Origin of the sequence: Fluctibacter halophilus (assembly GCF_020687825.1) — a bacterium.
Lineage (GTDB): Bacteria > Pseudomonadota > Gammaproteobacteria > Enterobacterales > Alteromonadaceae > Fluctibacter > Fluctibacter halophilus.
In genome coordinates, this window is sequence record NZ_JAJEWP010000001.1 from 432970 (window position 1) to 449675 (window position 16706).

Here is a 16706-nt window from a genome sequence, read left to right on the forward strand (position 1 = left end):
TATGACAACTAGCCTGGCGCGAACCGATGCCTATTTCTATATCCGCAAACTAAAAACTGTAGCGTACGGTGACCGGATGGTGGTCGCCGGATTTCACTTTGACCAGCACTTTAGCGCCGTCGGCAATGACGATGTCGGCAGTCATTTTGTTGTTGCCCGCAGGTGACAACGGTGCCTCATTTTTGCCACCGGCAGCCAACACCATGACTGTGCCTGTCAGGCCATCGGTCGGGTAGGGTTCACCGTGATCTTTGATGTACACACTGGTGTTGCTGTCAGTGCGCACCAATTCAAACACCAGATCATGTTCCACTTTGACCACGCCGCCGTGTTCCGGCGCGCTGCTGCCATGGGCGTAGGCTGATGGTGCTGCTGCGCACAGGCCCAGGGTCAGACCCAGCGCCATAACAAGTTGCTTTTTCATTGTTGTTCTCCTTAAACGCTGCGGTCTTCAATCAAGGTGCCGCAGCACAAACCTTATACTAGGGTATTTTCCTGCTGTTGTTGCCAGGCTTGCGTGGCTTTTTTGCCAAACCGCTGATACAGCAACGGTGTCAGCAGGGTATCGAGCAGTGTTGAACTCATCAGTCCTGAGAAAATCACCACCGCCACCGGGTGCAGTATTTCCTTACCCGGTTCATCGGCGGCCAACAGTAGCGGCACCAGTGCAAACGCGGTGACCATTGAGGTCATTAACACCGGCGCGAGTCGCTCCTGTGCGCCTCGGATGATCAGGCCTGAGCCAAAGGTTTCGCCCTCAAAGCGCACCAGGTTCAGGTAGTGACTGATTTTTAATATGCCGTTACGTGAAGCGATGCCGGTCAGGGTGATAAAGCCGACCACCGACGCGACCGACAACGGGGTGCTGGTCAGCCACATGGCGGCGACCGCGCCGATCAGGGCCATAGGCAAACTGGCCATGATCAGGCTGGCAAATACCCACGAGCGGTAGCGCATGTACAGAACGAGGAAGATCAGGGCAAAGGACATCAGAGATAACAGCACCAGTAATTGCATGGCCTGCTCCTGGGCCAGAAACTGACCTTCGATACTGACAAAGCTGCCATCCGACAACCGCAGTGAAGCGACACTCTGACGCACCGCATCAAGCAACTGATCCACATCCGCCCCGTCACTGTTGGCATACACCACGATACGACGCTGGCCGTTTTCACGCAGGATTTGGTTGGGGCCGTCGCTCAGTTCTATCTCAGCAATACTGGCCACCGGAATGGCACCGGCAGGGGTATCTATCAGGGTAGCGGCAAGGGCTTCGGGGGTACGGGAGGCGTCCGCCGCACGCAGCACCAGCGCATAGCGCTTAACGCCATCGATAATGTCCACCACATGCTCACCGTCGGTCAGAATGGCCAGTTGTCGTAAAGCACTGCCCGGTGTCAGGCCATAGCGGGGCAGTTGATCGTACCTGAGATGGACACTCAGTTGTGGGATCAACACCTGCTTCTCAACGTTAATGTCCACCAGGCCGGGCAGCCCTTGCAGCGCATCACGAACGGTTGCGGCATCGGTGCGAAGTTGATCCAGATCCTCACCAAACACTTTGACCGCCAATTGGGCCCGCACACCGGACAGCAAGTGATCCAAGCGGTGGGAAATGGGCTGGCCAATGGCGATCTGGGCCGGAACAACGGCGAGTTTGTCGCGAATATCAGCCAGCACCTCGTCTCTGGTACGCTGTGAGGGCACCAGGTCGACGTCGATTTCTGACGAGTGCACCCCTTCGGCGTGTTCATCCAGTTCGGCCCGTCCGGTCCGTCGTCCTACGCCCGTTACCTCGGGTACTGACAGCAGCAGAGACTCTGCCAGGTGACCCATTTGATTTGACGTCTGTAATGAGGTTCCGGGCTCGAAAATCATGCCAAGCACCAATGAACCTTCATTGAAAGCAGGCAGAAAGGCGCGCGGAAACCACGCCACTGAACCGGCACTGACCAAAGCAAGTAACGCACTGGTGGCCAGCAGCGAGCGGCTTCGTGGCAGTGCCCAGTCTAACCAGCTTGCCTGTACACGTTTAAAAAAGCGCACCAGCGCACCGTCTTGCTGGTGCAAACGCTTCATGCCCGGTAACAGGTAGTAACACAGTGCCGGGGTCAGGGTCATGGAGACCAGTAAGGAGGCTAATATGGCGATGATGTAGGCCTCCCCCAGAGGCCCAAACAAACGCCCTTCGATACCGGGCAGGGCAAACAACGGCACAAACACCAATACCACAATTGCCGTGGCATAGATGATCCCCGAGCGGACTTCCAGACTGGCTTTCCAGATCACCTCGAAGGTTGATGCAGGACTGGCCTGGCGAGCGTTTTGCTTGAGCCGGCGCAGGATGTTTTCCACATCGACCAGGGAGTCGTCTACCAGTTCGCCGATGGCAATGGCCAGGCCACCCAGGGTCATGACATTGATAGACTGCCCCAGCCAGTGGAACACCAGCACTGTCACCGCCAGTGACATCGGTATGGCCATCAGCGAGATCACTGTGGTACGCACCGACATCAGAAACAGGAACAAAATCACCACGACCAGAATGGCACCGTCACGCAGGGCTTCGGTGACATTGTCGACGGACGCCTGGATGAAATCGGCCTGACGGAACAGGACTTGCGGGGCGGCAATGCCCTCGGGCAAACCAGTGGTCAGCTCGTCCAGTGCCCGTTCGATGGATTCGGTTAACGCCACCGTATCCGCGCCAGGCTGTTTCTGCACATTGATGATCACGGCCGGTTTACCGTTGTAACCGCCATCGCCCCGTTTTACCGCCGCGGCGATGTCGATATCCGCAACCTGTTGCAGATACACGGCCTGACCGTTCTGCCAACCCACCGGGAGGGTGCGAAAATGGTCCAAATCCAGTGTGCGACCACGATGGCGGATCAGGTACTCCCGGCCATTCAGGTCGACAAAACCGCCCCCTTTGTTGGTTGCGACATCACCCAGTGCGTCACGGATGGCGGGCAGGGTAATGCCCAGTGCGCGCATTTTGTGGGTGTCCGGTGCTACCCGTATCTGGCGCACATCACCGCCGATGGGGATCACCTGTGAAATACCCGGAATCGACAGCAGCCTCGGGCGCAGCACGAAGTCGGCATATTCCCGCGCCGCCATCGGATCGGTTTGCTGAGCATCGGACAGGGGCAGGGCAATCAGCATAATTTCGCCCATGATGGAGGACACCGGCCCCATCACTGGTGTAATGCCATCAGGCAACTGTGCATCCGCCTGGGCCAGACGTTCAGCGACCCATTGACGGCTCAGGTGAATGTCCGTGTCCCAGTCGAATTCCACATAGGCGATCGACAATCCGATACCGGAAGTGGTTCTCACCCGGCTGACGCCGGTCACGCCGTTGAGCATGTTTTCCAGCGGAAAGGTCACCAGTTGCTCCACTTCCTGAGGGGCCATCCCGCCGGATTCGGTCAATACCGTCACTACCGGTTTGTTCAGGTTTGGAAACACATCCACCGGCAAGGCCCGACCTTGCCAAAGGCCATAGGTCATCAGGATCAGACCTGCGAACACCACAAAAGCACGGTAACGCAGGGAGCTACGTACGAGCAGATTAAACATACGATACCCCCTTAGCGGATCTGGTTGAGCAGATCTGCACCGTCAACCACCACGCGGTTGTCTGCGCCGAGGCCATGGGTGATTAAAACCCGGCCTGCATCCAGGGTGTTGTAGCGGATCATTTGCGGAATAAACCGCTGTGCCGACACTTTGATCCACACCACTGGCACACCGGCACTGTTGGTGACCACCGCCCGAGCGGGTAGCACCAGGCCCTCAATTTCCTCATCGAGGGATGCCACGACCGTCACCGGTTGATCGACCAGCAGGGCAGGGGCCGAAGGTTGTGCGCCATCGTAAGCAAAATGCAGCGACACCATGCCGGCGTTCAGGCGGGGCGAGTAACCCATGTAGGTGAGGCGTGTGCCGGGCACTTCTTTGAGGGTTGCAGTGGCAAATGCATCAAGCCCCTCGGAGCCCTGTACCACGGCATCAATCTGACGCAGGTCAGGGGCCAGAATTTCAAACAGCGTGTGGCCGGTTTCGACCCATTGCCCGTTGCGAACATCGTGATTGATCACGATGCCGTCGATGGGCGCTACCAGTGTTTGTGGCGTTTCCAGGCTCTGTTGCAGCGCCGCTTCCTGTTCGGTGAGACTTTTCAGGCGGGTCTCCAATTGCTCTACGGTCTGTTTGGAGGCCAGTTCGCCAAGGGATTTCAGCCGTTCAAGATCCCGACGGGTTTGGGTGATGTCGTTGCGCACCACCAACAGTTCACTGGTTTGGCTGGCCAGTTCATAGGCGGTGTCCTGATAGCGCACATAACCCAGTACCTGTCCGGCATTGACCGTGGCACCGGTGGACAGCACCCCTTGTGAAGGGGCTTCATAGCGACCGTCGCTGCTTGACTGAACGACTGCATGACCGGCTGGGTGGGGATGGACAACACCCGGCAAGGTGGCGGTCTTGTGGGTTCGGGTAGGGCGTACAAACTGGGTGCGAATATTCAGTACCGCCTGATCCGCCATCGGTAAAACCACGGCACCGTCAGCCTGGCGTCCGAGCCCCTGACTGTTGTGACGGGGTTGATCACTTAAATGCTCACCGTTGGGACCATGTGCACCCGGAGATGCAAGGGCGTTTGCGCTGGCAATGGATAACAGCAACAGGAATGAAAGACGTTTCATCGGTTTGCCTCCCCCTGACGTTTGCCTAACCAGAAGCCTGCCAACAACGCCAACATCAGCGCGACAATCACCATTAACCATTTTGCCCAGCGGGGCAGATGCGCATGGTCATCATGGTGGTGCTCAGTCGCCGGTGTTGGAATGTCCAATGTGGCAGACAGTAAATCCCCACTGTTCTCCCCCAACAAAGTGAGTACGATGTCATGCTGTCCGGGTTGTTGCAGGTGTTGCAGTACATCAGGCGCTGTCACTTCGTAGCTGCCTGACAGCGGGTTGTATGCGGCATCGACGGCAAAGGCACCGGTCTCCAGTGTCACCGTCAGGCCGCGAACCGGTGTATTGGTGGCGTAGTCATGGACATAGACCTGCCAGCGGTCTTCTGATCGCTTGCCGAACACTTCAAAGGTTTCGGAAAAGGTTTCAAAGTGCGGGGTTGCCAGCGCGCTGCGCTGAGGGGCTGTATCAAGGTGCTCACCGTTGGGCCCATGGGCTCCGGGAGAGGCGTTGGCACCTGTTGTCAGGGCGATGAAAAGTGTCAGCGAACGTAAAAAACGTACGCCGCAAAGGTGTCCTTTATCAAGGAAAGAGCCAAGTAACATGTAAAAGCTTCCAAATGTGTAAACCACAATAAAACACCGGTTACCGACCATAGGGGCGGTGACAGGCCGTCAGACAGAATGTGGAGTTACGCTTTTGGTGGCGGGGGGATGTCTTCGAGATACGGCGGATCCCAATTCGGCACGACCATCGGACCGTCAAACAACGCAGGACCCTGCTGGGCAACGCCGGAAATCTCTGTGATCAGTGCAACCATGCCAACCTCGGCATGGGGATCGCTGTGTTCGAACGCGGCCTGGGAGTAGTCGACGGAGAATTGTTGCTCGTCCTCTGCGTCGTGACTATGGGGTTGGCCGATATGGTGAAAATAACCGTGGATGTCGTTGCCATTACTGTGGTGCTGGCCATGAGACGCCGTTGCATCAAGCGCATTGAACGCGACGCATACCAGCAACACCAGAACCGACAGGAATTTGGACATTTGTGACCATCATTTTCGATTAACGGCTGCACAATAGCACTGTTGTTTTGCTGTGACAATTGCCATGTCGCCGATGGTGCGCTGGCGCTTTTGACTTTACAGCACCATTTGCGCGCAGTACTATCTGTGCGATTCATAGACCGTGGTAAATGTTTGTGCGTACACTGTTTCATCGACTAACGCTGGTGATTTTGCTGCTTTCCCTGGTTGGGCAGGTTGGCTGGTCTGTGGCCGGTGAATGCGATATGCCGATGACCTCAACGCAGGTGCAGAGCGCACAAAGCCCGGATAATCACGATGACAGCATGATGCATGCCGGGCATGCTGATATGGCCCAGATGGACCATGACAGGATGCAACACGACAACAGCATGTCCCATGACTGCGGCGGTTGTTGTGATACCCAGTGCCACTGTCTGGACAGTGCCTGCTCGTCCCACGGCGTTGCAATCTTTGCGACCTTTGTGGGCGTTAACAAACTCTATCCCGAGCGCTTTGAAAACCTGTGGGTCGCGTATACCGGCGCCCTGCAAACCTCTCTCTATCGTCCACCCATTGTTGCCTGACACAGGATCAGTGCGTCTGTTTAACCGGCACTGTTAGGAACCCCGCTGTTCCTTTGTGAGCTGCCTATGCCGCTCTGTGTTTATTCCAGTGTGTCTGGAGACAACCATGTTTCGTTGTTTTTTAAGTGTTATCGGGGCGACCTTTGCCCTCGGCGTGAATGCCCAATCTGCTTTGTCATTGCCGGACGCGGTGCGTCTGGCGCAGGAAAATGATGTCTGGCTACAGGGCAATGTGTTGCAACAATCGGCCATTGAGTCCCGCGCGATAGCGGCCGGTAGTTTGCCGGATCCGACCGTGGCGGTCAGCGTGATGAATCTGCCCACGGACTCGTTTGATTTTGATCAGGAAGCCATGACCCAGCTTAAAGTCGGTGTCAGTCAGATGTTGCCTCGTGGCGACTCCCGGGCATTGCAGCAGCAACGTCTGACCACCGATGCGCAGCGATTTCCACTTATGCGTGATGATCGGCGCGCCAAGGTGCGCGCCACGGTATCCCAGCTTTGGTTGGATGCCTACGCTGCGCAACAAACGTTGAATTTGATTGAACAGGACAAGACCCTGTTTGAACAACTGGTGGATGTGTCCAGGGCCAGTTATGCCAGTGCCAGCGGAAAAGCCCGCCAGCAGGACATCATTCGCGCGCAGCTTGAGTTGTTGCAACTGCAGGATCGGCTGACTGTGCAGCGACAGCGTCTGGAAACGGTGCTGGCCCAGTTGACCGAATGGTTACCCAATCCTGTTGAGCGCGTTGATGCGACGCTGCCCACCACCAAGGCCGCAGCCAGTGATTGGATGTCGATGTCAACCGACAGGGTATTGGCGCAGTTGCAACAGCACCCCAGTGTACTGGCCATTGATGTGCGCCATCAGGTTGCCCAGACCGACATCGATCTGGCACGTCAGCAATTCAAGCCACAATGGGGGGTAAACGCCAGCTACGCTGTGCGTGATGATTCACCGCAAGGTATGCAGCGCGCAGACTTTTTCTCCGTCGGAGTGACCTTTGATGTGCCACTGTTCACCGATAATCGACAGGACCCGCAATTGGCGGCGTCGGTGGCCAGCGCCGAAGCGGTCAAAACCGACAAACGCCTGCTGTTGCGCCAGTTGCTCAGTGCGGTGCAAAAAGAGCAACGCCAATTGGCGTCCCTGCAACAACGGCGGCAACTGTACGCTCAACAACTGATCGTTCAGGTTCACGAACAGGCCGAAGCTGCGTTGACCGCTTACACCAATGACGATGGCGATTTTGCCGAAGTGGTGCGGGCCCGCATCGCTGAACTGAACACCAAAGTGGCGGCGCTGCAGATTGCTGTGGATGAACGTAAAGCCATGGCCCGACTGATGTACCTGCTTTTTCCTCATTCCCAGAGCCTGACAGGCCACACAGGAGATCCCTCATGAACACCTTGACCAAATCGCTGCTGATGTTAGTGGCAGGCGCTGCTGTGGGCGCCGGCGTTACGGCCTGGCTAGCGCCCGCATCGCAATCCGGGGGAGAGACCGACAGTGGCAGTGATGCGCCGCTGTATTGGGTAGCACCCATGGACCCGAACTACCGCCGGGACAAGCCGGGTAAATCGCCGATGGGGATGGATCTGATCCCGGTGTATGAAGAAACCGGCTCCGCTGCCAAAGCCGCTGCCGGAACGGTGGCGATTGATCCCAAAGTGGTAAACAACCTGGGCGTCAGAACGGCGCCGGTGTCGGTTAGACCTCTGCAAACTGACATCAATACCGTGGGTTATGTGCAATATGATGAAAACAACCTGGTGCATATTCACCCCCGTGTTGATGGCTGGGTGGAGACGCTGTATGTCAAAGCAGCAGGTGATCCGGTCAGCCAGGGAGAGCCCTTGTACTCCCTGTATTCACCGACCCTGGTCAATGCCCAGGAAGAGTTGGTGATTGCGCTCAATCGCGGCAATCAATCTTTGATCACCGCGGCCAAAGCCCGTTTGTCGGCGTTGCAATTGTCACAGGATTTTATCAACCGTCTGAGCCGTGACAGGGTGGTGCGTCAAACGGTGACTTTCTATGCCCTTCAATCCGGGGTGGTGGACAATCTGCAGATCCGCGAAGGCTTCTATGTCAAGCCAGGCACCACCTTGATGAGTATCGCAAAACTCGATCCGATCTGGGTCGAAGCAGAGGTGTTTGAACGGGATGTGGCACAAGTGCAGGCCGGTCAGCCGGTGTCCATGACCCTCGATTATCTGCCCGGGCGAGTATGGCAGGGGGCTGTGGACTATGTGTATCCCGCCCTCGATGACAAAACCCGTACGTTGCGGGTGCGTATGTCCTTTGACAACGCCGATCATACCCTAAAACCCAACATGTTCGCGCAAATTGCCCTGCACGGTGAGCGCAGTGACAGTGCGCTGGTGGTGCCCCGTGAGGCGGTGATCCGCACCGGATCACAGGATCGGGTCGTTGTGGCATTGGGCGATGGTGCGTTTAAATCGGTGGCGGTCACACTGGGACGGGTGACCGCAAACGGCGTAGAGATCCTGAACGGCTTGTTGCCCTCGGACACGGTGGTAACCTCTGCGCAATTCCTGATCGACTCGGAGTCCAGCAAAACGTCTGATTTTCTGCGCATGGCGCCGCGGGATGAGCAGAACGATGACAACACCGCGACGGTGGAAGGGGTCATTAACCGCATTGATGCTGACACCCGGATGATCAACATCAGCCGCGACGGGATTGAGAAGTGGGGTCGCCCACCGGCCACAATGGATTTTGTTGCCGATCGTCATATTGATTTGGACTCACTGGCCGCAGGCATGTCGGTCACCTTCACCTTTACCGTGGGTGACGAGTTTATGATTTCGGTTATCACCCCCCATGGGGTCCTCGCGCCGGCGGACGATGAAGGCCATGACCACACCGCGCAGGGAGAGCTGTGATGATTGAACGGCTCATTCATTGGTCGGTGCACAACCGCTTCTTTGTTTTGCTGGTGACCGGAATACTGGCGTTTGGCGGCGTGTTTGCGCTGAAAAACACCCCGGTGGATGCGATTCCGGATTTGTCCGATGTGCAGGTTATCGTCAAAACCAGCTATCCCGGCCAGGCGCCCCAGGTGGTGCAGGATCAGGTAACCTTTCCGCTGACCACCGCCATGTTGTCGGTGCCCGGTGCGCGCACCGTGCGTGGATTCTCGTTTTTCGGTGACTCGTACGTGTACGTCATCTTTGATGATGATACGGATCTGTACTGGGCCCGCAGCCGGGTACTGGAGTATCTGAATCAGGCCGCCGGCAGCCTGCCGGACGCGGCAAAACCGCAACTGGGCCCGGACGCCACCGGCGTGGGCTGGGTGTATATTTACGCCCTGCAGGACAAAACCGGCCAGCATGACATCAGCCAGTTGCGCAGCTTTCAGGACTGGTTCCTCAAGTTTGAGTTACAGACCGTGCCCGGTGTGTCGGAAGTCGCCGCAGTAGGCGGCATGGTCAAGCAATACCAGGTGCAGGTCGACCCGGACAAACTGCGGGCGTTTGGCATTCCCCTGTCGTTGGTGCAAATCGCGCTGCAACGGGGCAATCAGGAAACCGGTGCATCGGTGGTCGAGATGGCCGAAGCCGAGTACATGGTCACGGCAACCGGCTACATTCGCTCGGTAGATGACATTAACGCCATCCCGCTGGGACTCAACGCCCAGGGCACGCCATTGACCATTGGCGATGTGGCCACGGTCAACGTGGGGCCGCAAATGCGCCGTGGCATTGCCGAGCTCAACGGCGAAGGTGAAGTGGTCGGTGGCGTGGTGGTGATGCGCTACGGCGAAAACGCCCGTGACACCATCAATGGGGTCAAAGCCAAGCTGGAAAGCCTCAAGCCTTCTTTGCCCGACGGTGTTGAGATTGTACCGGTATATGACCGTTCCCAGTTGATTGAGCGGGCAGTGGACAACTTGTGGGGCAAGTTACTCGAAGAGCTTGCGGTGGTGGCGCTGGTGTGTGTGGCGTTTTTGTTCCACCTACGTTCATCGGTGGTGGCGGTAGTGACCTTGCCGCTGGGGATCCTGGTGGCGTTTATCATCATGTACCTGCAGGGGATCAACGCCAACATCATGTCGCTGGGGGGCATTGCCATTGCAATTGGCGCGATGACCGACGGTGCCATCGTGATGATTGAAAACCTGCACAAACACATGGAAAAGACCCCGCTGACCGATGAGAACCGCTGGGAAATTGTCGCTAAAGCGGCCTCAGAAGTGGGGCCTGCGCTGTTTTTCAGTCTGTTGATCATCACCGTGTCGTTCATGCCGGTGTTCATCCTCGAGGCCCAGGAAGGGCGGATGTTTTCACCGTTGGCGTACACCAAGACCTACGCGATGGCCGCATCGGCGGGGTTGGCGGTGACGTTGGTACCGGTGCTGATGGGGTATTTCATTCGCGGCAAGGTGATTTCGGAGCAGAAAAATCCCCTCAACCGTTTGTTGATCGCCATCTACATGCCGGTCTTACGACGTGTGCTGGCGTATCCGAAACTCACCGTATTGGGCGCGTTGGTGGTCACTGCCGTGGGCTTTTATCCGCTGGATAAACTGGGCAGTGAATTTATGCCCGATCTGGACGAGGGCGATCTGATGTACATGCCCACCACCTATCCGGGCATTTCTATCGGTAAAGCGCGCGAGTTGCTGCAGCAAACCGATAAACTGATCCGCACGATACCGGAAGTAGAAAACGTGTTCGGTAAAGTCGGGCGGGCAGAGACCGCTACCGACCCGGCGCCCCTGACCATGATTGAGACCTTTATTCAGCTCAAGCCCAAGTCCGAGTGGCGCCAAGGGGTGACCACTGACAGCCTCAAAGCGGAGTTGGATGGGCTGGTAAAACTGCCCGGCCTGACCAATGCCTGGGTGATGCCGATCAAAACCCGTATCGATATGTTGGCCACCGGCATCAAAACCCCGGTGGGGATCAAGGTGGCTGGCCCGGATTTAGCCGAAATTCAGCGTATTGGTCAACAGCTTGAATCGGTGTTGGCTGAAGTGGAAGGCACCGCGTCGGTGTATTCCGAACGTGTCGCCGGTGGGCGTTACATCAAGGTGGATATTCGCCGTGATCAGGCCAGCCGCTTTGGCCTGAACATCGCTGACGTTCAGCAAGTCGTCGCCACGGCCATCGGGGGGATGAATGTCACCCAGACGGTGGAAGGGCAGGAGCGCTACCCGGTCAATGTGCGCTATCCACAGGACTACCGTGACTCACCCGAACAATTGGCCCGACTGCCCATCGTGACCCCAGGTGGGCAGCGTATCGCATTGGGTGATGTGGCCCATGTGTATGTGCAGGATGGGCCGCCGGGGATCAAAAGTGAGAACGCCCGTATCAATGGCTGGACCTACATCGATATCGAGGGAGTGGATGTGGGTTCTTACGTGGACAACGCCAAAGCGGTGGTGACTGAGTCTGTCGATTTGCCGCCGGGTTATTCTCTGACCTGGGCGGGACAATACGAATACATGGAGCGGGCTAAAAACAAGCTCAGTTACGTGCTGCCACTGACCCTGGCGATCATCGTGGTGCTGCTGTACTTGAATTTCCGTTCGCTACAGGAAGTTGCGATCATTATCGTTACCTTACCGATGGCGATGATCGGTGGATTGTGGCTGATGTACCTCGAGCAGTTCAACTTTTCGGTCGCAGTGGGGGTAGGCTTTATCGCCCTGGCCGGGGTGGCGGTAGAAATCGGTGTGATCATGCTGGTGTATCTCAATCAGGCTTATGCCGACATGCTGCAGCGCTGTGAAGGGGAGCGAGCGTCACCCACCCGTGCCGATGTCATCGACGCGGTACTGATCGGGGCGGGCATGCGTGTTCGGCCGGTGATGATGACAGTGGCTACCATCATTATCGGGTTAATGCCGGTATTGTATGGTTCGGGAACCGGGGCTGAAGTGATGAGCCGCATCGCCGCACCCATGGTGGGCGGCATGACCAGTGCATTGCTGTTAACCCTGATTGTATTGCCAACCATCTATTTACTGTGGCGTGCTCGTGGGTTAGATCGGTAAACTGTGTTTTTGTTAGATCATTTCGCCCGCACAATCCCATTGTGCGGGCGTTTTATGCAGGAGAGTGCAGGTGTTTGATGTTGTTGTTCTGGCCCTGGCGCTGAGTATGGATGCGTTTGCCGTGTCGATTGGGCTGGGGACCAAGCACCCACGACAGGTGACGCGACTGGCAGTGCTGTGTGCGGTTTATTTTGGGGTGTTTCAGGGCCTGATGCCGCTGCTCGGTTATGCCGGTGGCAAAGGACTGTTGGGCTGGATCGGTGCTTATGCGCCCTGGGTAGCGTTTGGTTTATTGCTGCTCATTGGGGTCAAGATGATCTACGAAGCCCTCAGTGAGGGCATCGAGGAGGACATTGCGCAAATTACCCATAAGGTGCTGCTGATCCTGGCGATTGCCACCAGTGTCGATGCGATGGCGGCGGGCTTTACTCTGACGTTACTGCCGGTGGCTCCGCTGCTTTCCTGTGCCATCATCGGCCTGACGACCCTGGTGTTTAGCTACGCAGGGGTGTTTGTGGGGCGCCGCAGTGGTGCCTGGTTGGAAAGCAAAGCAGAATTGCTTGGTGGCGTGGTACTGATCCTGATTGGCATCAAGATGGTTGTCATTTAAGCCGTCGGATCGGAGCTGTGCAAGGCCTGTGAGGTCCCTTCCGCCGGGGCATCGACCGGCAGTTTCAGGGTCACCACAGTCCCACTGGTTTTGCCGTTGGTGATACTCACCGTGCCGCCCAGCACATCTTTGACAAGACTGTAAACAATGTGCAGGCCCAGACCTGAGCCGCCTTTACCCAGTTTGGTGGTAAAAAACGGGTCGTATAGCCGCGGCAGGTGTTCGCGGGGAATGCCACTGCCGTTATCCGAAACGGTGATCGTCACCTGATCCGATTGCTGACCGGCATGAATGTGCACCTGACGGTCATTGCAATGCTCAAACGCATGCATCACCGCATTATTGACCACGTTGAGTAATATTTGGGTCAACGGGCCCGGGTAGCTGTTAAGGGTGATGTCACCCTCGACCTCCTCAGTCAGGGAGACCTGGCTTTTTTTCAGGGTTGGAGATATCGACAGCGAAAACTCCTGCAGCACCTCTGCCAGGGCAAACTGGCGGCGGTGATAACTGCATTGATCCACCGCCAGTTGTTTGAAGCCGCCAATCAGTTCTGATGCGCGCTGCAGGTTAAGTTCCATTAAATGGGCGGATTCTTTTAAGTGGTCGATAAACTGGGCCAGCATGGAGCGGGTCAGTCCTGCCTGCATGTTGGCTTCAAAATCACCAACCCGTTGCTTGAGACTACTGCTGACGGTGACGGCGTTGCCGATGGGGGTGTTCAATTCATGGGATACGCCCGCCACCAACGCGCCAAGGCTGGCCAGTTTTTCCGATTGCACCAAATCGTTTTGGGTGCGCTTGAGGTGCTCTACCGCGGCATTAAGTTCCTGAGTACGGGTTTCTACCCGGTGTTCGAGTTCCTGATTCAGGCGCGCCAGGGACGCCTGCGCCTCAATCTGTTCGGTGATGTCGTACAGGCTGACCATCAGTTCATCGCCAACCTGGGCACCGCTGATAATGACGTCGCGATAGGACCCATCTTTGCAGCGTATTCTGCGCTGTCTGGGGGCGACCGACTGCCCTGAATTCTCCATTTCACTGACACTGTTTATCCAGGCGGCTTTGTTTTCTATCGCCTCCCGCGAGTCTTCATATGCCAGACGAACCCAGTCGTCGAGGGTGCGTGCCTCGTCATGCTGATAGCCAAACATGTCCAGCCAGGCCTGATTGACCGCCGTGATGTCATTGCCTTTGGTCAGGGTTAAGGCGACCGGTGCCTGATCAAACAGTTGCCGGAAGCGCAGCTCACTTTCCTTCAGTGCATTGTCGGCATTTTGTTCGACGGTCACATCGCGGAATACGGCCACGAAGCGTTGTTTATTACCCTGCCCGGGAACCACTACCGTACGGGCCGGGTTCAAGGTGACTTCGGCGGTGAAGGGACCGTGACCGGCGCGAATGTGTTCCCACAGAAACTTCTGTGGCTCCCCGGCCACAGCAGCACCGATCAGCTGATTGGCTTTGTCTTCGGAACGTTGGCCGTCGGGTTGGAATTCGGGGGATACGGCGCCAGGGTGTGTGCCAATCAATTCTTCGCGGGATAATCCGTACAGATCGCAGGCAGCCTGGTTGCAACCGATAAACACATTGTCTTCCATGAGCAACATACCGTCGTGGGCGCTGTCGACCATTTCTCTGTAAAAGGCGTCATCCATGACGGTTTTGTCGGTGGGATCAAATGCCATACCATCAACCGCGTAATGTTGTTGTCGAAATTACTATAGCGAAAAATGTTTCATTTCTGAAACTTACCCTACCACAAGCTGATTTTGCGACGCTATCGAAAGCTGCGCAGGTGGGCCAAGGGGATAACTCAGTGCGGTGAGTCATTTGAAACCTTTTCGTAAGCGCTGAAAAAAGCATCGTCGCCCTGGCGCAACACCCGTTGGTATTCTTGACGCCCCAGCTGCTGGTCAATGGTTCTGGCCATGTGTGCGCCGACCCGGTACCACAAACGATCACCGTCAGACAGGTTGTCCAGCAGCGCCCAGTCGGCGTCGGTCAGCGGGCGTTGTTTTAAGTCTTTGATACGTTCAAAAACAGTAAAATATGCCACTATCATGGCCTGTAGCCTGTCGGGATCATCAAGGGCCAGATAATCAGGGTCGTCGGATAAATGGCCTGCTTGCTGGCGGGCACGATAAGCCGCGTATACGGCACTGCCTTCCAGAAACGTCAGGTATTGCACCAGCAAGCGCAATTGTTGCGTGTTGCGAATGTCGGCCAGTACGGGCATCGGGAAGTGCTGCATGACAAGGGTGTGATGGGCTTCATGGATGCAGTAGTACCAGACTTCAAAGGACTTTTCTAAAAATCGGGGGTGGGCAAGGTTGAGGGAAGCGTTGTTGTCCATGGCGACACCGATGTCGTATCCCCAGGTCATAAATACATTGCCCTTTATTTCACTGCCTTGTGGAGCAAAGGCCAAGGCTTCGGAGACACAGTGCTGCTGGGCGTGTTTGTTGGCAGCCATGGACACCATCAATCCATTCACCCCGTCAACTTGTTCCTGGGTCGGCGTCTTTGCCAACAACTGTTCAGACAGGGACAGCGGCGTCGTTTCTGACGGGTAATAACCCGTGCGATAGGCGTGTGCCAGCAAGTGCTGGTTTGCCGGTGATTGGGCGACCCGTTGCAAGTTGGCTGATGTTGGCTGCTGGAAATACTGCAGCGCCCGTTTTACGTGAGAGAAATCAAAAATACCTTGTTCATTGGCATAGGTCGACTGAAAGACCCCTAGCAACAGTGCCGCCACCAAAATGATGTTGAACCTGAGCATAAAGGTTCTCCTGCTTTTGCTTGGTTTAGTGATTAGGAACACGACGAACCTCTCTCTGTCTATTATGGGCGAAGCTGTTTGCCACTGTCATGGAGCCCAAATCAGTATTTAGACGTCAATGCTGCAATGCGTTTTCGTCTGAGTCGGGGAAACTGCTGCAAATAATGTTGGGGAAACCATCGTTTCCAGCGCCACAACGTGGAAAGCCGACGGGGGGCAAGAATATAGGTTTGTTGCCGGGCGAGTCCGGCAAGAATATCTTTCGCCGCGTCCTCCACTGTGTATCCCGAATGCTCCATCAGCAATCGCGCGACGTTGTGCTCTTGTTCACTGGCTCGCAACCGTTGAAGTAATTCTGTCTTGAAAAATGCTGGCATTGATACCGATATGCCGATTTTGGGTACGTCCGAGTATTCTGCAATCAAGGATTCGGATAGCGACAACACCGCAGCTTTTGAGGCGTTGTAGCTCGACATCAGAGGAGATGCCATGAAGCCTGCGGCACTGGCAACATTGTGCAGCAGCCCTCCGTGGGTCTGCAGGTGTGGCAGCGCAGCTCTGCAACCATTTACTGTTCCCATCAGGTTGATGTCGAAGGTCCAGTGCCAGTCTTCATTGCTGCGTTCCAGGAAACCGCCACCGGCGGCTACCCCTGCATTATTGATCATGATCCCAAGACCGTGTTTGGCGAAGTCGTTAACTGCTGCAGTCAGACTGGCAGGTTCCCGAACATCACCCTCATAGCAGCAGACTCGGCCTTTACCCAAGGACAACTGCCGTTTCGCCGATGTCAATGCATCCGATTGAAAATCATACAGGCCAATATGCCACCCCTGTGCAGCGAAACAGTTGGCCAGCGTGAGGCCTAATCCACTGGCACCACCGGTAATAAAAACCCGTCTGAACGGCACAATGTCTGACAGCGCTTTAATAGAACGTTGGTGATCCATAGCGATACTCCTTAG

General features: G+C 56.2%; 13 protein-coding genes. 5 read left to right on the plus strand and 8 right to left on the minus strand.

Annotated features, from left to right (window positions below; genetic code table 11):
* Window positions 1–49 precede the first annotated feature (49 nt).
* The 5 genes from LJ739_RS02045 to LJ739_RS02065 form a co-directional block, all read right to left on the minus strand.
* Window positions 50–424, minus strand: a complete 375-nt coding sequence (locus LJ739_RS02045; protein WP_229156936.1) for a hypothetical protein — start codon at window positions 422–424, stop codon at window positions 50–52.
* A gap of 53 nt (window positions 425–477) precedes the next feature.
* Entirely contained in the window at window positions 478–3585 is a 3108-nt protein-coding gene (locus LJ739_RS02050; RefSeq protein WP_229156937.1) for an efflux RND transporter permease subunit, read from the minus strand.
* An 11-nt stretch (window positions 3586–3596) separates the two neighbouring features.
* Window positions 3597–4712 (minus strand): efflux RND transporter periplasmic adaptor subunit, encoded by a 1116-nt coding sequence (locus tag LJ739_RS02055; RefSeq protein ID WP_229156938.1) that lies wholly within the window; start codon window positions 4710–4712, stop codon window positions 3597–3599.
* Complete coding sequence (locus LJ739_RS02060) at window positions 4709–5311, minus strand: hypothetical protein (RefSeq protein ID WP_229156939.1); 603 nt, start codon at window positions 5309–5311, stop codon at window positions 4709–4711. Before LJ739_RS02060 ends, LJ739_RS02055 begins: the two co-directional genes overlap by 4 nt.
* Before the next feature lie 86 nt (window positions 5312–5397).
* Window positions 5398–5751 (minus strand): hypothetical protein, encoded by a 354-nt coding sequence (locus tag LJ739_RS02065; RefSeq protein ID WP_229156940.1) that lies wholly within the window; start codon window positions 5749–5751, stop codon window positions 5398–5400.
* Window positions 5752–5906: 155 nt separating this feature from the next.
* Between LJ739_RS02065 and LJ739_RS02070 the strand changes: the two genes are divergently transcribed.
* The 5 genes from LJ739_RS02070 (at window position 5907) to LJ739_RS02090 (ending at window position 12959) form a co-directional block, all read left to right on the plus strand.
* The gene (locus tag LJ739_RS02070; RefSeq protein WP_229156941.1) at window positions 5907–6317 is read left to right on the plus strand and encodes a hypothetical protein; all 411 of its coding nucleotides are present in this window, start codon (window positions 5907–5909) and stop codon (window positions 6315–6317) included.
* Window positions 6318–6423: 106 nt separating this feature from the next.
* On the plus strand, window positions 6424–7722 hold the full coding sequence (locus LJ739_RS02075) for a TolC family protein (RefSeq protein ID WP_229156942.1): 1299 nt from the start codon (window positions 6424–6426) through the stop codon (window positions 7720–7722).
* Window positions 7719–9227, plus strand: coding sequence for an efflux RND transporter periplasmic adaptor subunit (locus LJ739_RS02080; protein WP_229156943.1), 1509 nt, complete (start codon window positions 7719–7721; stop codon window positions 9225–9227). The genes LJ739_RS02075 and LJ739_RS02080 overlap by 4 nt, the downstream gene beginning before the upstream one ends.
* The gene (locus tag LJ739_RS02085) at window positions 9227–12349 is read left to right on the plus strand and encodes an efflux RND transporter permease subunit (protein WP_229156944.1); all 3123 of its coding nucleotides are present in this window, start codon (window positions 9227–9229) and stop codon (window positions 12347–12349) included. Before LJ739_RS02080 ends, LJ739_RS02085 begins: the two co-directional genes overlap by 1 nt.
* 70 nt (window positions 12350–12419) lie before the next feature.
* Window positions 12420–12959, plus strand: coding sequence for a manganese efflux pump MntP (locus LJ739_RS02090; RefSeq protein ID WP_229156945.1), 540 nt, complete (start codon window positions 12420–12422; stop codon window positions 12957–12959).
* Here the strand turns inward: LJ739_RS02090 and LJ739_RS02095 are convergent.
* The 3 genes from LJ739_RS02095 to LJ739_RS02105 form a co-directional block, all read right to left on the minus strand.
* On the minus strand, window positions 12956–14647 hold the full coding sequence (locus LJ739_RS02095; RefSeq protein ID WP_229156946.1) for a PAS domain-containing sensor histidine kinase: 1692 nt from the start codon (window positions 14645–14647) through the stop codon (window positions 12956–12958). The two genes, LJ739_RS02090 and LJ739_RS02095, sit on opposite strands and share 4 nt — an antisense overlap.
* A gap of 128 nt (window positions 14648–14775) precedes the next feature.
* On the minus strand, window positions 14776–15741 hold the full coding sequence (locus tag LJ739_RS02100) for a DUF5700 domain-containing putative Zn-dependent protease (protein WP_229156947.1): 966 nt from the start codon (window positions 15739–15741) through the stop codon (window positions 14776–14778).
* 101 nt (window positions 15742–15842) lie between these two features.
* Window positions 15843–16691 carry an SDR family NAD(P)-dependent oxidoreductase gene (locus tag LJ739_RS02105; RefSeq protein WP_229156948.1) on the minus strand — a complete coding sequence of 283 codons (849 nt, stop codon included), beginning with the start codon at window positions 16689–16691 and terminating at the stop codon, window positions 15843–15845.
* Window positions 16692–16706 lie beyond the last annotated feature (15 nt).